We start from the raw sequence: 16,083 nt of genomic DNA, 5'->3' as shown, positions 1-16,083 counted from the left end.
TCCTCTGATCCGGGAAACTTGTTACGATACCGGATCGAGTCCCTTTTCTTTAAGTGCATCAACCGATTGCTGTTCGATATCACGCAGTTCATCCAAAGTGACGTCCAGTGCCTGACGCTGTTCTTCCAGGTCAGTAATCCGTTCCCGAACGCGTTCCAGAAGCATTTTGATTTGCTCTGCCTGGGTTGGGTCTGCGCCGTAAAGATCAAGGTAGTCCGCGATCTCTCTTAAGCTGAAGCCCAGTCGCTTGCCCCGCAAAATGAGGAGCAGTTTGGCGCGATCCTGTCGGGTATAGACCCGGGTGGTGCCGGCGCGCTGCGGGTTCAAAAGCCCCTTTTGCTCGTAAAACCGGATGGTGCGCGGCGTGATGCCAAGATCGTCGGCCAGTTCGGGAACGGTATAAAACCGTTCGTCAATTTTTGTCATTGTTCGCCCCTTATGGTATCTATTTTTCAGTATACGTCAATTAGTTTACGTTAACGTCACTTAAGTTTTTTCAGTGTGTATATGGTGACGCCAACGCATTGCAACTAAACCGTATTTCCTTCCCTCTTTTGTCGTTCTTCCTCGACCAATTCCTTTTTCGACAGTTTGCCGACCATGGTTTTGGGAAGTTCTTCACGAATTTCGATTTCGCGCGGCATTTCGATTCTTGAAATCTTGTCATCCAGAAATGCCCGCAGATCTTCGGCGGTCACATCGGTGACACCGTCTTTCAGGCGAACAAACGCCTTTGGAGCCTGACCACGATATTGATCGGGGATCCCGATGCAGGTGACTTCGGCGACCTTGTCATGCAGATAAAGAGCCTCTTCGATGGCACGCGGATAAACGTTGTAGCCGCTGCACAGGATGACATCCTTAAGACGATCAACCAGGAAGGTGTAGCCATCCTCATCCTGATAACCGACATCACCGGTCCGCAACCAACCACCCACAAAGGTCTCGTTGGTGGCCGTTTCGTTTTGCCAGTAGCAAGGCATGACTTGCGGGCCACGAATACAGACCTCGCCCTTTTCGCCAAGCGCTACGACCGTATCCGGCTGATCCAGAGACCGGATTTCGATCTCGGTTCCGGGCAACGGTCGCCCGATCGAGCCTTCCTTGTTCTCACCCTTAAGCGGGTTGCAAGTACAGACCGGGCTGGCTTCTGACAGGCCATATCCTTCAACCACCTTGGAGCCGGTAATTTCCTCGAACCGGTGTTTGACTTCGACCGGCAACGGCGCACCGCCCGAAATGCAGCAACGGATGTGTGACAGATCGTATTTGAGTGTTTCCGGCGAATTGTTGATCGCCGTATAGATCGTCGGAACACCCGGGAAGATGGTGGCCTTTTTCTTGTCCAGCGCCTTGATCAGGGAACCCAACTCAAATCGGGGCTGCAACACCATTTCCGCCCCGAGATTGACTGATGTGTTGAGCGCCACGGTCATCGCAAAAACATGGAAGAATGGCAAAACGCACAGGGTCACTTCGTGGCCCGGTTTGGCGTCCGGCATCCAGCGGGTTAGCTGATCAACGTTCGCACTCAGATTGGCATGGGTCAGCATCGCACCCTTCGGGCGCCCGGTTGTGCCACCGGTATATTGCAGAACCGCCAGATCGTTCACATCGATATCCACCACGCGATCAATCAGGTTGCATCCGATGACCCGTGAATAGGGGATATGACGCAGATCCGTCGGTACGTGGGCCAGTTCGCTACGCTTGAACAGCGAAAACAGAACACTTTTAACTGGCGGCAAGATGCCGCTCATTTCGCAGACGACGATCCGCTTGAGGCAGGTTTCATCAAGGCATGCTGCCACCTTGGGATAGATCTGTTTGAGGTTCAGCGTCACCATCAGGCGACAGCCTGAATCTTCGATCTGATAGGCGATCTCGCGCTTGGCATAGAGTGGATTGAAATTCACGACCACACCGCCACATTTCAGGATCGCGTAATAACAAACCACGTAATAGGGCGTGTTGGGCAGGCACAACCCGACCTTGTCACCCTTGCGCACGCCAAGCTGTTTAAAGCCTTCGGCAGCACGGTCGATTTGCTCGGAAATGGTCTTGTAATCATAGACCCGACCGAGGAAATCCAGACACGGGCGCAACGGGAACCGTGCCGCCGCTTTATCGAAAATCTCATGAACCGGGCAGGTTCTTACCGGCGAGCTGATATCAACGCCATCGCGCAGGATCGGGGATTCTTGGACGTTTACTTTGTTCACTTGCGTTAACTCCATTACGTTAACGTCACTTTGCGGGCAAAAAAAGGGAGCCCGATGCGGCGCGACATAGCACCCCGCACCGGACAGTATAGCAAATCAGAACTTGAATTTCGCCTGCAACGCGATGATGTCGACTTTGGCTTCGTAGTCGGCTGTAAAGTTGCCGAGGTTGGTGGTTCCATGATCAACGCGTGCCTCATCTGCGAAAATATGCGTGTATCCCAGCGTCACATCAGCCCAGTCCGAGGCCTTGTATGTTGCACCAAGCGAAACCCAGTAACGGTTGGAATCCGGCAGGCGGACGTTGCGGTTCCGCGTCTTGATCGGGGTTTCGTCATAGGCAACACCACCGGTAAATGACCAGTTTTCATCATACTGGTAGCGTGCGCCGAGTGCTCCGAACCATGAAGAGCCCCAGTGGTAATTTTCTGTGCTGCTGGTGCTACCAGTAAGTGAGTTGTTGATGGCACCGTCATATACGAAGACCAAATCTTTTACGGAATTCCAGTTCGTCCATTGCAGATCACCCATGACGGTTAGCTTCTCGGTCAAATCGTGAGAAGCCCCAAAAGCAATGGCTTCCGGTGTGGTGATTTTGGCAGTTGTTTTTCTGTCAATATAGGGAGTGGCAAGGTTCTTTGCTGCTTGGTCGAACTTGATGTCACCTTCAAGCGTATGCTTGACCTCGGAGTTATAGGCCAGACCAAAGCGGGTATCCTCGGTTATTTCCCAGTTAAGGCCAGCGGTCCAGCCGTAGCTAATATCATCGCCCTCAACAGTCGAGTTTCCTTCTGCTTTCGGGAGACCGATTCTAGGAACTGCCTTGCTAAGAGATGCTTCAAACTGCTGAATCTGAGGGCCAGCACCAATGCTCAGGCCATTATCAAAGCGATACGCAACGACAGGTTTGATATTGATGGTCTTGATTTTTGAGGTCGTGCCAAAGAACCGGCCTGCAAAATCCGAGTCATTATCCGTTACCAAGCCCCAAGGTGCGGTAATCGAAACACCAAAGTTGATGTTATCGTTAAGCTTCCAGACGGCATGGGCGTTTGGAACCACAGCATCCTGTGCCATGTCCTTATAGTTACCACCGGTTTGCGCGATTGCGGTCAAGTTGCCGTCAGTGGCGACAATGTTTGTTGCTTTCGCCACCGGGCGAATGACCGTAATACCTGCGCTATAACTGGTTTCCTTGTACTGTCCAACCGTGCCCGGGTTATAGGACATGGTGGACGCATCGGTTGACAGTGTGGTCATCCCGGCAAAGCTTGAACCTTGCAGGGTGCCGCTGGTTTCACGAACCTGAAAACCGGACGCTTGCGCGGTGCCAGCAGTGGCGAGTGCGCATAGAAGTGCAGTACCTGAAGCTGCACCCCAAAGGCAGCTCTTCTTGAAGTAGGACATCTGTTTCTCCCTAATCTTTAAACGTTTCAAATCTTTGATTTAAAACGCCCGCTTTTATTGCTGAGGGTTTATCGCATCGACCCTGATAAAATCGATGTCGTAACCCTTCCTTTTAAAACTCGTTTTGAGCAGTTTTCCGTCGGTGCCGTACCAGAGGTGCCGTTCGACATCGCCAGACATTTCGTAATGGACTGCCGGTGTTTCCCGGCTTTCGACCATGACGTTTTCTTCGCCAACCCTTTGAGTGTGCACAGTGTAGGGTTCAGCATTGATGACGCTAAAGAGATCGGTTTTACCCGTGACATCCTCGTGCCACAGGGTCAGCGGCCAGGCCGCATCACAGGCATCACGTTTCCCGACACCTTTGCCCGCCAGCGCATAACAATCTTCGTCATAGCTGGCCTGCCAAGTGTAGTGTGTGCCGTCATCATTGGTGGTGGTTTCGACCGATATCAGCTTTCCGTCCTGCCATTGTTCGGTGCGCTGATGGTCGTAATGAAACTTCAAAAACAAAACCCGCACATCGGTCAGCGTTTTGACCGTCACGGTTTGACCGTTCGCTGTTGGCGCAATTTCGACGGTTTCATAACCGATCAGCTCCCCGTCCTTGAGGACGCGGAAATTGAGCGTTTCCGATCCGGATGCCAGCGACGCGGTGGCATATTGAATCATAAAGCCGGCAATCAGGGCCGATATGCTGCCTTTTGCGATGCGACTGCGCATGTTTCCCTCGTCAAACAGACCATACCGACAAAGCTAGTCGAGCATTGATGACAGCTTTGCTGCCACACCCATGGAGCCCTTGATCTTCAGTTTGCCCATGGTAAAGGCAAGCATCGGGTCAAGCTTTCCGGCGATCAGCTTTTCGAGGTTGGCTTTCTTGATCTTGAGAATGCAATCGGCATCGGACGGATCATCATCACTGATTTCCGGCTCGTCGCCGGTGGCATCAATCACGATATGTCCATCATCGCCACAATCGAAGGCGACGACAGCATTGAGACCGCGCAGTTGCGGCAGTTTTTCTTTTACGGTTTCGAGGATGTCATCCACGAACGCCTCCCTCAGTCAGCAGGTATTTTGTTTTGATTATGACAGGACTGTAACCCAAAGTGACGTTAACGTAAAACAAATAACGGTTGCGAGAGTATAGCCACCTATAAGACATTGAATTGAAATAATTTAGGATGCGCTGCTTATCAGACAACGTACAGAAAAAGCCCGGCACTGCCGGGCTTTTTGCGGGGCATGGCCCCAGATTGAAATATGCTTGGTGCGCGTTCGGGTCTCAGGACACGATCTGCCAGGATCCATCAGCCTGGCGGCATGCCGTGCCGTATGTTTTCCGCAGTTCTCCACCAATACGGGCTGTTGCGCTATATTCGCGGCAATAGCGTCCGTCGGCGTTCTGCCAACTGTTGCGCGGCACAACATTATAGCTGTGTTGCGAATCGGGATTTTGCCACCGGACGGCCTGCCCATCAGGGGCACGTTGCAAGGCATAGCCGGTACAAGCCAGATCACCCTGATCAAGGCTCTGACCAATCGAGTAGCCACTGAGCATGCCAAGAATGGCACCACCAATCATGGCCGCATCCCGGCCGCTTCCCTTGCCGATAGTTGAACCGAGAACCGCGCCTGTGCCACCACCAATGATGGCACCAACCACATCACGGTTACAGCGCAGGAAACCACCGTCGGAGACAAAAAGCTCGTTACCGTGGCGGCTATAATTGCGTTTGTACCCTTTATGCTGCTTGGCACGATAGCCATGGGCAGGTGCCCATGACGGCGGGTCGGCCTTAACGGGCGCAGGTGCCGCGAATGGCAGGGTTAGGCCGAATGCAGCGACCAGAAGAATGATCCGTTTCATCATTTCCGGGCCTTCTCATTCTCGTGCATGATATAGCCCGCACCGGTACCCACCGCGCCGCCAATTACCGCGCCACAGGTAACACAGCCACCGGTGATCACGGTGCCAACAGCACCCACACCGGCACCAATCGCGCCGCCACTCAGCATTTTCTGGTCTCGGTCATTCAATCCGCTACAAGCCGAAAGCCCCAATGCGCTTGCAACGGCCAAAATCATGGCTGTCTGTCGCATCTCTCGTGTCCTTTCCAAGGTTTTTGGGCACAGGTCATTCATGGACCTGTGTCTGATCGCAAAGCTTGCCGAGGAAATAGGCACGAGGTTTGGCCGTATTGGGGGCTATTTGGGGCAGATATGACGACAAAAAGGCACAAAGTCCGCAAATTATTGGTTTTCGGTGCCTTTTTACCTGACGTAATCCGGTTAAAAGACCAAATTAATCCTCAAAAGTACCGCGGAGCAGCCGTTCCTTGCCAATCATGGCCGGTTTTCCGCGTGAAATGACGCTATCGGGGGTCAAAGCATCATCGAAAACCAGGATATCTGCATCATAATCGACCTTGAGCTGCCCTTTGTGTGCCGCAAGGCCCAGCATGCGTGCCGGATTGATCGTAATCGGGGCCAAGGCGGTCGGGATATCAAGCTTTTCGACTTCGATCAGATCGGCAAACTCGCGCGGTACGGTTTCAAAGCCTGCCACCAAAAGCCCGATCATATTGCCATCGGAATCAAAATCCGGAAGTGACCCGTTGCCATCCGATGTCATTGAAATGCGATCCAGCGCAACGCCATCGGCCAGGCATTCGGCAATGCTGGTCGATGTTTTGGTGGCCCCCTTGGGATCGGCTTCGGCATCAATCCCGGTGGTGAAATCGATATTGCCGCCACGCTTTGCCCAGAGTTTGGCCGCATCAAGCAAGGCGCGCTTGCGGTTGACATGGGTCGGGATGAACTGGCCGATCGGGATTTCGGTCTGCTCAATCACAGCAATCAGGGGATCAAAGTGCCCGTCACCATCGCCCAGATGAACCACAACCGATCCGGCCTTGCCCGATATCATACCGCCAATGCGCGATTGGGATGCGATGCGGGCCAGCTCCTCAACCGTGCTTTGGCTGCTGCGGTGATCTGAAATCGCTGTTTTCAAACCGATACAGGCATCCAGAAACGTCACATCATCACCGATATTACCGGTCAGTGTTGGCGACGGTACGCGATAACCACCTGTGAAGAACCAGGCAGAGATACCTTCGGTTCGAAGCGCCTTGGTCTTGGCATACAGCGATGCGATGTGGCGGGTTGCGGCATCTGTGCCCAACAATCCACAAACGGATGTGATGCCAGCCTCGATCAGTTTGCCAACCGCAACTTCGGGCGTGCGCGTCGCAAATCCGCCTTCGCCACCGCCCCCGATCAGATGGACATGTCCGTCGATAAAGCCTGGTACAGTCATCTTGCCGCCAAGGTCGATGGTCTTGATTTCGGCCGGAACAGAAACCACCAGATCCGGGGCAATGGCGACAATTTTCTCGTCACAAATCAGGATATCATGGATGCCAAGCGGCGTCGGGGCGAAGACGTTGGCATTCTTGAGCAACAGAAACATGTTTTAAAACCGTATTTTACGAAATGCTGTGTTCAGGTGGCAGGTTGGCGCGGATGCGCATCATAGCGACAGTTCATTTCCGTTGAAACGGTTCTGGCAAGCAGATAGCTTTCGATAAAACCAAGCGGGAATAAACCTGCGTCACCCAAAGGAAACGTTATGAGCTTCGCCGCCTGGTTGTCGGTTGCAACCATCTGTGTTCTGGGCGCAATGACACCGGGTCCAAGTCTGGCCGTTGTATTGCGCTATTCTGTTGGTCATTCCCGTCAGGCCGGATTTGCCTGCGCCTTGGCGCATGCACTGGGTATCGGCTTTTATGCTGTGATCACCATGACCGGACTTGGCATCCTGTTTCAGACAGTGCCGGTCTTTCACAATGCAGTCAGTATCCTTGGTGCGCTTTATCTAATCTGGCTTGCGATCAAGGCGTGGCGCGGTGCCAAGGCGGGTGCGAAGTTTGATGTGGATAGTGCTGGCAAGGTATCAGGATCGATCCTGCAGGCCGCCCGCGACGGGTTCATGATTGCGTTTCTCAATCCCAAGATCGCCCTGTTTTTTCTGGCCCTTTTCAGCCAATTTGTCTCGCCGGAGTTTGAATGGGGCGGCAAGTTCCTTCTGGCGTTTACCGCCGCTGTAATCGACGGGGCGTGGTATTGCCTTGTCGCCGTTGGGTTGTCGCACGGGGCGGTGTTGCCCTGGTTGCGCGATCACGCTGCCTGGATTGAGCGGATCATTGCCATCCTGTTTGTGCTGGTTGCGCTCCGGGTATTGTGGGGTGTTGTTGCGGCCTGAAAGCCCGCTTTTTGAATTTATGCTGAAATGAATTTCTGTCCGCGCCACCATCGCGACACAACATGGATCATCCAGATGACTGACAAGACGGCCCCACACACCAATTCTTCCGAGACGCCAACGCCGGGAAAGAATGCCGCATCGAATGCCGGGCGTGGCTTCCATCATTTGGGGGCGCATATCGGGTTTTTGCTGGCAATCCTGCTTTTGGCGGCGAACATGCGGGGGAGTATTGTCGGCCTGGGGCCGCTGGCGGAAATCATTGGTACTGATCTGTCGCTTTCAGGCACTCAGCTAGGATTGCTGACAACGCTGCCGGTGCTGAGCTTTGGCGTGCTTTCGATGTTTGCGCCGCGTCTGGGGCAGAAATTCGGTCTCGAAGCGACCCTTCTGACCATGTTGCTGTTTATCGCCATCGGGCAGGGGCTTCGCGCCAGCGGGGCGTATGATATCATGGTGGTCGGGACCATCATTTTGGGTGCTGCCATTGCGGTTCTGAACGTATTGACCCCATCACTGGTACGACGCAGTTTTCCGACCCATGTCGCACTGGTGACTGCCCTTTACACCTTCACCATGTCCAGTGGTGCGACGATCGCGGCATTTGTTTCGATCCCGATCCGAAATGCGGCGGACGGCGATTGGCGCTGGTCGCTCGGCGTTTGGGCGGTGTTTGCCGCCATTGCCTTTGTCTGCTGGCTGCCGATGTTGCGCTATCGCCATGTTGGCGCGGCCCCGGCACCGGTTACGCGTATTTCGCTTTGGAAAAATGTCGAAGCCTGGTGGCTGGCGCTGTTCTTTGGCTGTCAGTCGCTGATGTTCTATACCGGCACCGCCTGGGTCGCCAAAGTGTTCATTGATCACGGCATTTCCGAGGCCGAAGCCGCGACCCTTCTGACCCTGTTTAACGTATTTGGCATTCCCGCTGCCTTTGGCGCGCCCCTGATTTATTCGAGGATTGCCAACAAGAAACTGGCGATGCTGGTTCTTCATATTCCGTTGATCATCGCCATTCCGGGCTTTGTCTTTGCCACTACCGAGTTGCCTTATGTTTGGGCGGTTTGTATGGGCCTTGGACAAGGCAGCATGATCAGTATTGCCCTGACCCTTGTCGGCATGCGCGGGGCCGATCCGCAAACGTCTGCCCGACTGTCGGGCATGGCGCAATCAGTGGGCTATCTGTTTGCGGCCATCGGGCCGGTTTTGTTTGGGGCCTTGCATGACCTTCTGGGCGACTGGCAAGTGGCACTCTACTTCCTGTTTGTTGTTGTGGCGGTGCAACTTTGTGCAGCGATGCGTGCAGGATCGTCCGCAAAGATTGGCGCGGACTAGATCACCAGCCGCTTAACTCAATTTGGTAAGGATCAGGCAGCGGTGCCCGACGGGATGGCGCGATCATCCTGTTCGGTGCGGCATGTTGCAATCAGCCAGTCGCGAAATGCGCGGACCGCAAAATTGTTTTCCTTTTCCTTGGGATAAACCACGTAATAGGCGTGCTGGTTGGGGATGGAGACATCAAACGGTGCGACCAGGCGCCCGCTTTCAAGTTCTTCACGCACCAGAAATTCCGGCAGCAGTGCCAGCCCAAGTCCCGCCACAGCGGCCTGAATGACCATGTGGAAATGCTCAAACCGGGGACCAGCCAGTTCATCGACCACGGCAACGCCGGTGGCCGCCAGCCAGTCCTGCCAGGCACGCGGGCGAGTGGAATGCTGCAACAAAGTACAGTTGCGCACCCGTTCGCGTGCAATCGGCAGATCGTCATTTTCCTTAAGCAGCTTGGGCGCACAGACTGCAATCAGGGTTTCGCCCATCAAACGGTGCGTCACGCAGCCCGGCAGGTTGTCTTCACCAAAATGAATGGCGATATCGATACCCTCGCGGTCGAAATTGAACTCCCGCGTCTGGGTAATGAGATTGAGTTGAATGTCCGGCCAGGTTGCCTTGAAATCACCAAGGCGCGGCACAAGCCAGCGCGCCCCAAAGGTCGGGAGCGTCCCGACATTGAGCATCCCGCCTGCATCGGAATAGGCCATGACCTGCAAGGTGGCGGCCTCTGCTCGATCGAGAAGGTCACGGACCTGTGCGGCATAGGCTTCGCCGGCTGCGGTCAGTTTCAGGCGTTTCTTCACGCGGCGAAAAAGATCCCGCCCGAGATATTCCTCAAGCGCACGGATCTGACGGCTGATTGCGCTTTGCGTGACATTCAGTTCCTCTGCCGCGCGGGTGAAAGACAGATGGCGGGCCGAACTTTCAAAGAATTGCAGGGCGGTAAGGGATGGCAGGACGCGACGCATGGCAAAACCAGTTCATAACAAAACGGAATGATATGGTGCGAATATATCGTTTGTTTGCTGTGCAGCCAAGGCGTACGGTTTTAAACGGTTCAAAGCCCCCTCGCGCCACCCCAAGAGGCGTTTGGGCTGAAAGCCATCTGCGCTGGAATGCTGTTACTTTGGAATGTTTTGGAAGGATGGCTCCCCCTTTCATTCGGATAACGGGTTCCAGCGCACCATCGCAAAATGCCGGTTCATCAATGGCCGGAAAGCAACAATTTGCATCGGGTAGAAGGCAAGAATGGGTTCTGTTGACGAAAATTATGATGTGATCATCGTCGGTGGTGCGGTTATCGGCAGTTCCATCGCATGGCATCTGACCGGTCGTGATGATTTCAAGGGCCGGGTTCTGGTGATTGAAAAAGACTCGACCTATGAGTTCTGTTCGACAGCGCTTTCGGCGGCCTCAATCCGCCAACAATTCTCGACCCCGATCAATATTGAAATGTCGGCCTATGGCATTCAGTTCCTGCGCAATCTGAACCGCGATCTTGATCCCGACGTCGACATTGCCCTGCATGAAAAGGGCTATCTCATTCTGGCAACCGATCAGGGCCGCGATATCCTGCGCCAAAACCACGCAACGCAGACCGAGTTTGGCGGTGACATCGTCTGGATGGAACCTGATGACCTTGCCGTGAAATACCCGTGGATGAATACATCCGATCTGGCGGCTGGTTGCTGGGGACGCACGGGAGAAGGCTGGTTTGATGCCTATTGCCTGATGCAGTCATTCCGCAAACAGGCCCGCCGTCGCGGTGCCGAATACATTGACGGCGAAGTCGTCGATGTCATGCGGGATGGTGATCAGGTCACCGGTGTGGTTCTGAAAGACGGTCGTCGTTTCGGCTGTGGCCAGCTTGTCAATGCGGCGGGCACGGGTGGGTCAAAGGTTGCCCGGATGGCGGGTCTTGAAATTCCGGTCGAGCCACGCAAACGCTGCATCTTTGTATTCAACTGCCGGGACGCGGAAGACATCAGCGCATCCTGCCCGATGCTGATTGATCCAAGCGGACTTTATGTCCGTCCGGAAGGCGAGTTCTTTATTACCGGCATTGCCCCACCCAAGGATCGCGATCCGGAATGCTGGGATTTCGACGTCGATCACAGCCTGTTTGACGACATCATCTGGCCGGGCCTGTATGAGCGGTGTGAACGGTTTGAGGCGATCAAGGTCGTCAATGCCTGGGCGGGTCATTATTCCTATAACCTGCTGGATCAGAACGCGATTTTGGGCCGCCATACGGATGTTAAAAACTTCATATTTGCCAACGGGTTCTCGGGCCATGGGCTGCAACAAAGCCCGGCGGTTGGCCGTGGCATTGCCGAACTGATCGCAACAAACGGCTATGAAACCCTTGATCTGTCGGTGTTTGGCTATGAGCGCATTCGCGACAATGCGCCGGTGCTTGAACTGAACGTTATTTAAATCAACATCAAAAAGGTCGGAGCAGCCCCACATGCCCCGTGACGAAAACACCAAACCAGCCCAGGACAGCACGCAGATGCGCGACCGCGCAATCGCGTCGGTATCGGCCGGCGTGCGCAATGTGCATCCGGTCTATCTTGATCGCGCGCTCAATGCCGAGGCATGGGATGTCGAAGGCAAACGCTATATCGATTTCATTGGCGGGATCGGTGTTTTGACTGTCGGGCATCGCAATCCGGTGGTGATGGAACGCGTTGCTGCTCAGTGCGAACGGTTTACCCACAGCTGCTATAATGCCCTGCCGCATGAACCCTATGTCGCGGTAACGGAGTGGCTGGCAGCAAACTGCCCGATTGAAGGTCCCGCAAAATCAATGCTGACCAATTCCGGGGCAGAGGCGATGGAAAACGCGCTGAAGCTTGCGCGCGCCTTTACCGGTCACACCGGGGTGATCGCCTTTGAGGGCGGCTTCCATGGCAGGACGCTTGCGACCCTTGCCCTGACGGGCAAAACCAAACCCTATAAAACCGGGCTTGGTCCATTGCCGGGGCCGGTTTGGCATCTGCCATATCCTTGCCCCGAAACCGGTGTATCGGTTGATGATGCGATGGCCGCCATCGCCAAGCTGTTTGCTGTTTCCGCCGATCCGGCGTCGGTCGGGGCGGTGGTGATTGAACCCGTTCAGGGCGAAGGCGGTTTTCGTGCTGCGGATGGCGCGTTTCTTGTCGCCCTGCGCCGCCTGTGTGATGAAAACGGCATGGTTCTGATTGCCGATGAAATCCAGTCGGGTTTTGCCCGGACGGGTAAGATGTTTGCCGTTGAGCATGCCGGCGTTGCGCCCGATATCCTTGTCATGGGCAAGGGCATTGGCGGGGGCTTTCCGCTGGCCGCAATCACCGGTGCCGAGGATGTCATGAATGCGTTGGCCCCGGGCGGGCTTGGCGGCACCTATTCCGGCAATCCGGTGGCGTGCGCGGCAGCGACCGGCGTGTTTGAGGTTTTGGAAACCGACAAGCTGACCGCCCGTGCCAAGCAGCTCGGTGAAAAATACGCCACCCATATCGCATGGTTGCGCGATCTGCCCGGTGGGCATGTGATCGGCAACATGCGCGGGATCGGGGCAATGCGTGCCTTTGAATTGATTGCAGGTGACGGCAAGCCGTCACCCAAACGTCTGCAATGCTTGTTGCAACTGGCCCGTGATAACGGGCTATTGTTAATGCCAAGTGGCGAACACGCCAATGTGGTGCGCCTGCTGGCACCTTTGACCATTCCGTTTGATCAGGTTGATGAGGCCTTTGCCATCATCGCCAAACTGCTGCCCAAGGTAGCCGATATCAAGGATTGAACAGAGATCGAATTTGCCGGTGATCCGCGCCGGAAAGTTTAAAACGAAGGGAGTTTTACTGTGAGCTACAAATCCATTCTGACCGAACTTGGTCTGTCCGAAGCAGAGATTGCCAACGGCACCCTCAGTGTCCAGACCCCGGTTGACGGTTCGGAATTCGCAAGTGTCACCGAAACCACCCCGGCCGAGATGACAGATGTCATCGGCAATGCCAAAAAGGCATTTGGCGCATGGCGTCAGGTTCCCGGTCCGCGTCGCGGCGAGCTGGTGCGTCTTCTGGGTGAAGAACTGCGTGCAGCCAAGGAGCCGCTGGGCCGTCTTGTGTCGCTTGAATGCGGCAAGATCTATCAGGAAGGTCTTGGCGAAGTTCAGGAAATGATCGATATCTGCGACTTCGCGCTTGGCCTGTCGCGTCAGCTTTACGGTCTGACCATCGCGTCCGAACGTCCGGGGCACAAGATGATGGAAAACTGGCATCCGCTGGGTGTTGTTGGCCTGATTACCGCGTTCAACTTCCCGGTTGCGCCGTGGGCATGGAACACCGCCCTAGCACTGGCTTGTGGCAATGCTGTGATCTGGAAACCGTCGGAAAAGACCCCGGTCACAGCCCTTGCGTGCCAGAAGATCCTCGAAAAGGCGATTGCCAAATTCGGTGATGCACCGGCCAACCTGCATCAGGTTGTTGTTGGTGATCGTGAAATCGGTGAAATCATGACCGACAGCCGTGACGTCGCGCTGATTTCAGCCACCGGTTCTACCCGCATGGGCCGCGAAGTTGCCCCGCGTGTTGCGCAGCGCTTTGGCCGCACCATTCTTGAGCTTGGCGGCAACAACGCCATGATCGTGACCCCGTCGGCCGATCTGGATATGACCGTGCGTGCAGTTGTGTTCTCCGCAGTTGGCACCTGTGGTCAGCGTTGCACGTCACTTCGTCGTCTGATTGTTCACAAGGACGTCAAGGATCAACTTCTGCCGAAAATCATTGCGGCTTACAAGTCGGTGAAAATTGGCGATCCGCTGGCCGATGGTGTTCTGGTTGGTCCACTGATTGATGAAGAAGCCTACACCAACATGCAGACTGCGCTTGCCAATGCCAAGAAAGACGGCGGCACCGTGCATGGCGGCGAACGTACCTTGGAATCGGAATACCCGAATGCGTTTTATGTCACCCCGTCAGTGGTTGAAATGCCGGGTCAGACCGAGACCGTGAAGCACGAGACCTTTGCACCGATCCTTTATGTCATGACCTACGAGACGCTTGAAGAAGCCATCGCGCTTCAGAATGACGTCCCGCAGGGTCTGTCGTCGTGCATCTTCTCGACCGATCTGCGTGAAACCGAACTGTTCCTGTCCTCGGTTGGTTCCGATTGCGGTATCGCCAACGTCAATATCGGCCCGTCCGGTGCGGAAATCGGTGGTGCCTTCGGTGGTGAAAAAGAAACCGGTGGCGGTCGTGAATCCGGTTCGGACGCATGGAAAGGTTATATGCGCCGCGCAACCAACACCATCAACTACTCCCGCGAGCTGCCGCTGGCTCAGGGTATTAAATTCGATATCTGATCACGCACCTGATTATGTTCGATCCAAACCCCGCCGGTTCGCTGGCGGGGTTTTTCTTTGTTTGTGTTGCGCGCACAAAAAAGCGGCCCCCGGAGGAGCCGCTTTTTGTAATTCAGTCTCAAAGCGTCGGCGGATTAGCCAGCTTTGGAGAAACGCTCTGCAACATATTCCCAGTTTACCAGGTCGTTCAGGAACGCCTTGATGTAGTCCGGGCGACGGTTGCGGTAATCGATGTAGTAGGAGTGTTCCCAAACGTCGCAACCCAGAAGCGGGGTCATGCCGTGAACCAGCGGGTTTTCAGCATTGGGGGTGCCAGAAACGACCAGTTTGCCTGACTTGTTCATCGACAGCCACGCCCAGCCGGAACCAAACTGGCCAACACCGGCGGTGGTGAAGGCTTCTTTGAAAGCATCAACCGAGCCGAAGTCTTCGACGATTTTCTTTTCGAGTTCGCCCGGGATGTTGCCACCGCCATTCGGCTTCATCATGTTCCAGAACTCGATGTGGTTCCAGTGCTGACCGACCTGGTTGAACAGCTTGGCCTTGTCCTTGTCGCCATAGGTTGCAACGACGAGTTCCTCAAGCGACTTGCCTTCAAGACCGCTGCCTTCGAGCAGTTTGTTGCCGGTTTCGACATAAGCATTGTGGTGCTTGTCGTGGTGGAACTCGAGGGTTTCAGCCGACATATACGGGTCAAGCGCGTCGTATGCGTACGGAAGTGCTGGGAGTTCAAGTGCCATGATACAGTTCCTCGACTTTCATTATTAATCTGTGCGGTAACGCAACATATCCCTTTTTGCGCCGTCGATAAAAGTGAAAATCCCGTGCAACATCTTGGAAACCTTTGTTGCAGGGCCGACTTGCGCATCCGGGTCGTTACCCGTGCTACTTTATCTAGCACGCACGAGCGTTTATGCAACGCATCGCCACATTACCTTTGAATGGTTCGATATATGATGAACATTCAGGCCATCAAAACGTTCCCGGATTTTCCGGAAAAATTTGAACGGTTTGGGTCTTGGCGCAGGCGGGATGCCTACTCTTTGTAGAGTCCTACCATCTTCTGGCTTTCGTCGCCATTTGTCAGTGTGACATCGTAGTCGCCGCGTTCAAGCGACGAGATGTCAATCTTGCACGGGAACCGGACGCAATCGCGCCTGATGGCGATGGTGCCATCCGGGTGGCGCAGCGTCACTTCACCCCGGACCATTTCGGAATGGATGGTAACGCTGTCGGTGGTCGGTTTGGGTGCGACCTTGATTGCAGCCAGCCCGGCTGTCGTGATCGTCATAAGCCCAATCAGGGCAATGGCAACCGGCTTACTACGCAGAGATCTCAGCATGGCTTCCTCGCGCGGTTGTTCTTGGTTGATGCCTGATAACTTGCGCTACGAAGCCGAAAAATTAACGGCGCAAATGGGGCATTTCCGTGCCGGTCATTGTTATTTGGGCGCAACAGCCATGCGTTTTGCGCCCCATAACAGCCCTGATCATTGCAGATCGGAACCACGA

The 16,083-nt window shown here is 54.8% G+C and carries 16 protein-coding genes; 5 read left to right on the top strand and 11 right to left on the bottom strand.

Features of this window, described 5'->3' with window-relative positions:
- Window positions 1-21 precede the first annotated feature (21 nt).
- The 8 genes from FHI25_RS05030 to iadA all read right to left on the bottom strand — a co-directional run bounded on the left by FHI25_RS05030 (window position 22) and on the right by iadA (window position 7,107).
- Window positions 22-426 carry a MerR family DNA-binding transcriptional regulator gene (locus FHI25_RS05030; RefSeq protein ID WP_063086508.1) on the bottom strand — a complete coding sequence of 135 codons (405 nt, stop codon included), beginning with the start codon at window positions 424-426 and terminating at the stop codon, window positions 22-24.
- 104 nt (window positions 427-530) lie between these two features.
- Window positions 531-2,222: a long-chain fatty acid--CoA ligase gene (locus tag FHI25_RS05025; RefSeq protein ID WP_210515643.1), complete on the bottom strand. Its 1,692-nt coding sequence runs from the start codon at window positions 2,220-2,222 to the stop codon at window positions 531-533.
- A gap of 96 nt (window positions 2,223-2,318) precedes the next feature.
- Window positions 2,319-3,629 (bottom strand): outer membrane protein transport protein, encoded by a 1,311-nt coding sequence (locus tag FHI25_RS05020; protein ID WP_210515641.1) that lies wholly within the window; start codon window positions 3,627-3,629, stop codon window positions 2,319-2,321.
- A 54-nt stretch (window positions 3,630-3,683) separates the two neighbouring features.
- A complete protein-coding gene (locus FHI25_RS05015) occupies window positions 3,684-4,352 on the bottom strand; it encodes a DUF6134 family protein (RefSeq protein WP_210515639.1) in 669 nt (222 codons plus the stop codon).
- 33 nt (window positions 4,353-4,385) lie between these two features.
- Window positions 4,386-4,682 (bottom strand): SCP2 sterol-binding domain-containing protein, encoded by a 297-nt coding sequence (locus FHI25_RS05010; protein WP_064787820.1) that lies wholly within the window; start codon window positions 4,680-4,682, stop codon window positions 4,386-4,388.
- A gap of 235 nt (window positions 4,683-4,917) precedes the next feature.
- On the bottom strand, window positions 4,918-5,505 hold the full coding sequence (locus FHI25_RS05005) for an RT0821/Lpp0805 family surface protein (protein WP_210515636.1): 588 nt from the start codon (window positions 5,503-5,505) through the stop codon (window positions 4,918-4,920).
- Window positions 5,502-5,735, bottom strand: a complete 234-nt coding sequence (locus tag FHI25_RS05000; protein WP_008888617.1) for a hypothetical protein — start codon at window positions 5,733-5,735, stop codon at window positions 5,502-5,504. Before FHI25_RS05000 ends, FHI25_RS05005 begins: the two co-directional genes overlap by 4 nt.
- 202 nt (window positions 5,736-5,937) lie before the next feature.
- Window positions 5,938-7,107 (bottom strand): beta-aspartyl-peptidase, encoded by a 1,170-nt coding sequence (gene iadA, locus FHI25_RS04995; RefSeq protein ID WP_210515634.1) that lies wholly within the window; start codon window positions 7,105-7,107, stop codon window positions 5,938-5,940.
- Between the two features lie 159 nt (window positions 7,108-7,266).
- Here iadA and FHI25_RS04990 point away from each other — a divergent pair, with 159 nt between their 5' ends.
- Together FHI25_RS04990 and FHI25_RS04985 are read left to right on the top strand one after the other, a co-directional pair.
- Window positions 7,267-7,899 (top strand): LysE family translocator, encoded by a 633-nt coding sequence (locus FHI25_RS04990; RefSeq protein ID WP_210515632.1) that lies wholly within the window; start codon window positions 7,267-7,269, stop codon window positions 7,897-7,899.
- Window positions 7,900-7,974: 75 nt separating this feature from the next.
- On the top strand, window positions 7,975-9,231 hold the full coding sequence (locus tag FHI25_RS04985) for an MFS transporter (protein WP_210515630.1): 1,257 nt from the start codon (window positions 7,975-7,977) through the stop codon (window positions 9,229-9,231).
- A gap of 32 nt (window positions 9,232-9,263) precedes the next feature.
- Here the strand turns inward: FHI25_RS04985 and gcvA are convergent, their stop codons facing one another.
- The gene (gene gcvA, locus FHI25_RS04980; RefSeq protein ID WP_210515628.1) at window positions 9,264-10,196 is read right to left on the bottom strand and encodes a transcriptional regulator GcvA; all 933 of its coding nucleotides are present in this window, start codon (window positions 10,194-10,196) and stop codon (window positions 9,264-9,266) included.
- A 280-nt stretch (window positions 10,197-10,476) separates the two neighbouring features.
- Here gcvA and FHI25_RS04975 point away from each other — a divergent pair, with 280 nt between their 5' ends.
- From FHI25_RS04975 to FHI25_RS04965, 3 genes are read left to right on the top strand one after another with little or no spacing between them, the layout of a single operon-like run.
- Window positions 10,477-11,664 (top strand): FAD-dependent oxidoreductase, encoded by a 1,188-nt coding sequence (locus tag FHI25_RS04975; protein WP_210515626.1) that lies wholly within the window; start codon window positions 10,477-10,479, stop codon window positions 11,662-11,664.
- A gap of 31 nt (window positions 11,665-11,695) precedes the next feature.
- On the top strand, window positions 11,696-13,012 hold the full coding sequence (locus FHI25_RS04970; RefSeq protein WP_210515624.1) for an aminotransferase class III-fold pyridoxal phosphate-dependent enzyme: 1,317 nt from the start codon (window positions 11,696-11,698) through the stop codon (window positions 13,010-13,012).
- A gap of 60 nt (window positions 13,013-13,072) precedes the next feature.
- Complete coding sequence (locus FHI25_RS04965) at window positions 13,073-14,572, top strand: aldehyde dehydrogenase family protein (protein ID WP_210515622.1); 1,500 nt, start codon at window positions 13,073-13,075, stop codon at window positions 14,570-14,572.
- Window positions 14,573-14,706: 134 nt separating this feature from the next.
- On the opposite strand, the gene FHI25_RS04960 is transcribed toward FHI25_RS04965, so the two are convergent.
- Together FHI25_RS04960 and FHI25_RS04955 are read right to left on the bottom strand one after the other, a co-directional pair.
- Window positions 14,707-15,312 (bottom strand): superoxide dismutase, encoded by a 606-nt coding sequence (locus FHI25_RS04960; RefSeq protein ID WP_064780125.1) that lies wholly within the window; start codon window positions 15,310-15,312, stop codon window positions 14,707-14,709.
- Between the two features lie 296 nt (window positions 15,313-15,608).
- Entirely contained in the window at window positions 15,609-15,914 is a 306-nt protein-coding gene (locus FHI25_RS04955) for a hypothetical protein (RefSeq protein ID WP_008888602.1), read from the bottom strand.
- Between the last annotated feature and the right edge of the window lie 169 nt (window positions 15,915-16,083).

It is taken from the genome of Thalassospira sp. ER-Se-21-Dark, assembly GCF_017922435.1.
Classification (GTDB): Bacteria; Pseudomonadota; Alphaproteobacteria; order Rhodospirillales; family Thalassospiraceae; genus Thalassospira.
This window is presented reverse-complemented; position numbering and strand designations above follow the sequence as displayed.

Excerpts from the sequence above, each read along its gene's own strand:
- FHI25_RS05030 (WP_063086508.1), bottom strand. The coding sequence starts at position 426 with ATGACAAAAATTGACGAACGGTTTTATACCGTTCCCGAACTGGCCGAC.
- FHI25_RS05020 (WP_210515641.1), bottom strand. The coding sequence starts at position 3,629 with ATGTCCTACTTCAAGAAGAGCTGCCTTTGGGGTGCAGCTTCAGGTACT.
- FHI25_RS05015 (WP_210515639.1), bottom strand. The coding sequence starts at position 4,352 with ATGCGCAGTCGCATCGCAAAAGGCAGCATATCGGCCCTGATTGCCGGC.
- FHI25_RS05005 (WP_210515636.1), bottom strand. The coding sequence starts at position 5,505 with ATGATGAAACGGATCATTCTTCTGGTCGCTGCATTCGGCCTAACCCTG.
- FHI25_RS05000 (WP_008888617.1), bottom strand. The coding sequence starts at position 5,735 with ATGCGACAGACAGCCATGATTTTGGCCGTTGCAAGCGCATTGGGGCTT.
- iadA (WP_210515634.1), bottom strand. The coding sequence starts at position 7,107 with ATGTTTCTGTTGCTCAAGAATGCCAACGTCTTCGCCCCGACGCCGCTT.
- FHI25_RS04990 (WP_210515632.1), top strand. The coding sequence starts at position 7,267 with ATGAGCTTCGCCGCCTGGTTGTCGGTTGCAACCATCTGTGTTCTGGGC.
- FHI25_RS04985 (WP_210515630.1), top strand. The coding sequence starts at position 7,975 with ATGACTGACAAGACGGCCCCACACACCAATTCTTCCGAGACGCCAACG.
- gcvA (WP_210515628.1), bottom strand. The coding sequence starts at position 10,196 with ATGCGTCGCGTCCTGCCATCCCTTACCGCCCTGCAATTCTTTGAAAGT.
- FHI25_RS04975 (WP_210515626.1), top strand. The coding sequence starts at position 10,477 with ATGGGTTCTGTTGACGAAAATTATGATGTGATCATCGTCGGTGGTGCG.
- FHI25_RS04970 (WP_210515624.1), top strand. The coding sequence starts at position 11,696 with ATGCCCCGTGACGAAAACACCAAACCAGCCCAGGACAGCACGCAGATG.
- FHI25_RS04960 (WP_064780125.1), bottom strand. The coding sequence starts at position 15,312 with ATGGCACTTGAACTCCCAGCACTTCCGTACGCATACGACGCGCTTGAC.
- FHI25_RS04955 (WP_008888602.1), bottom strand. The coding sequence starts at position 15,914 with ATGCTGAGATCTCTGCGTAGTAAGCCGGTTGCCATTGCCCTGATTGGG.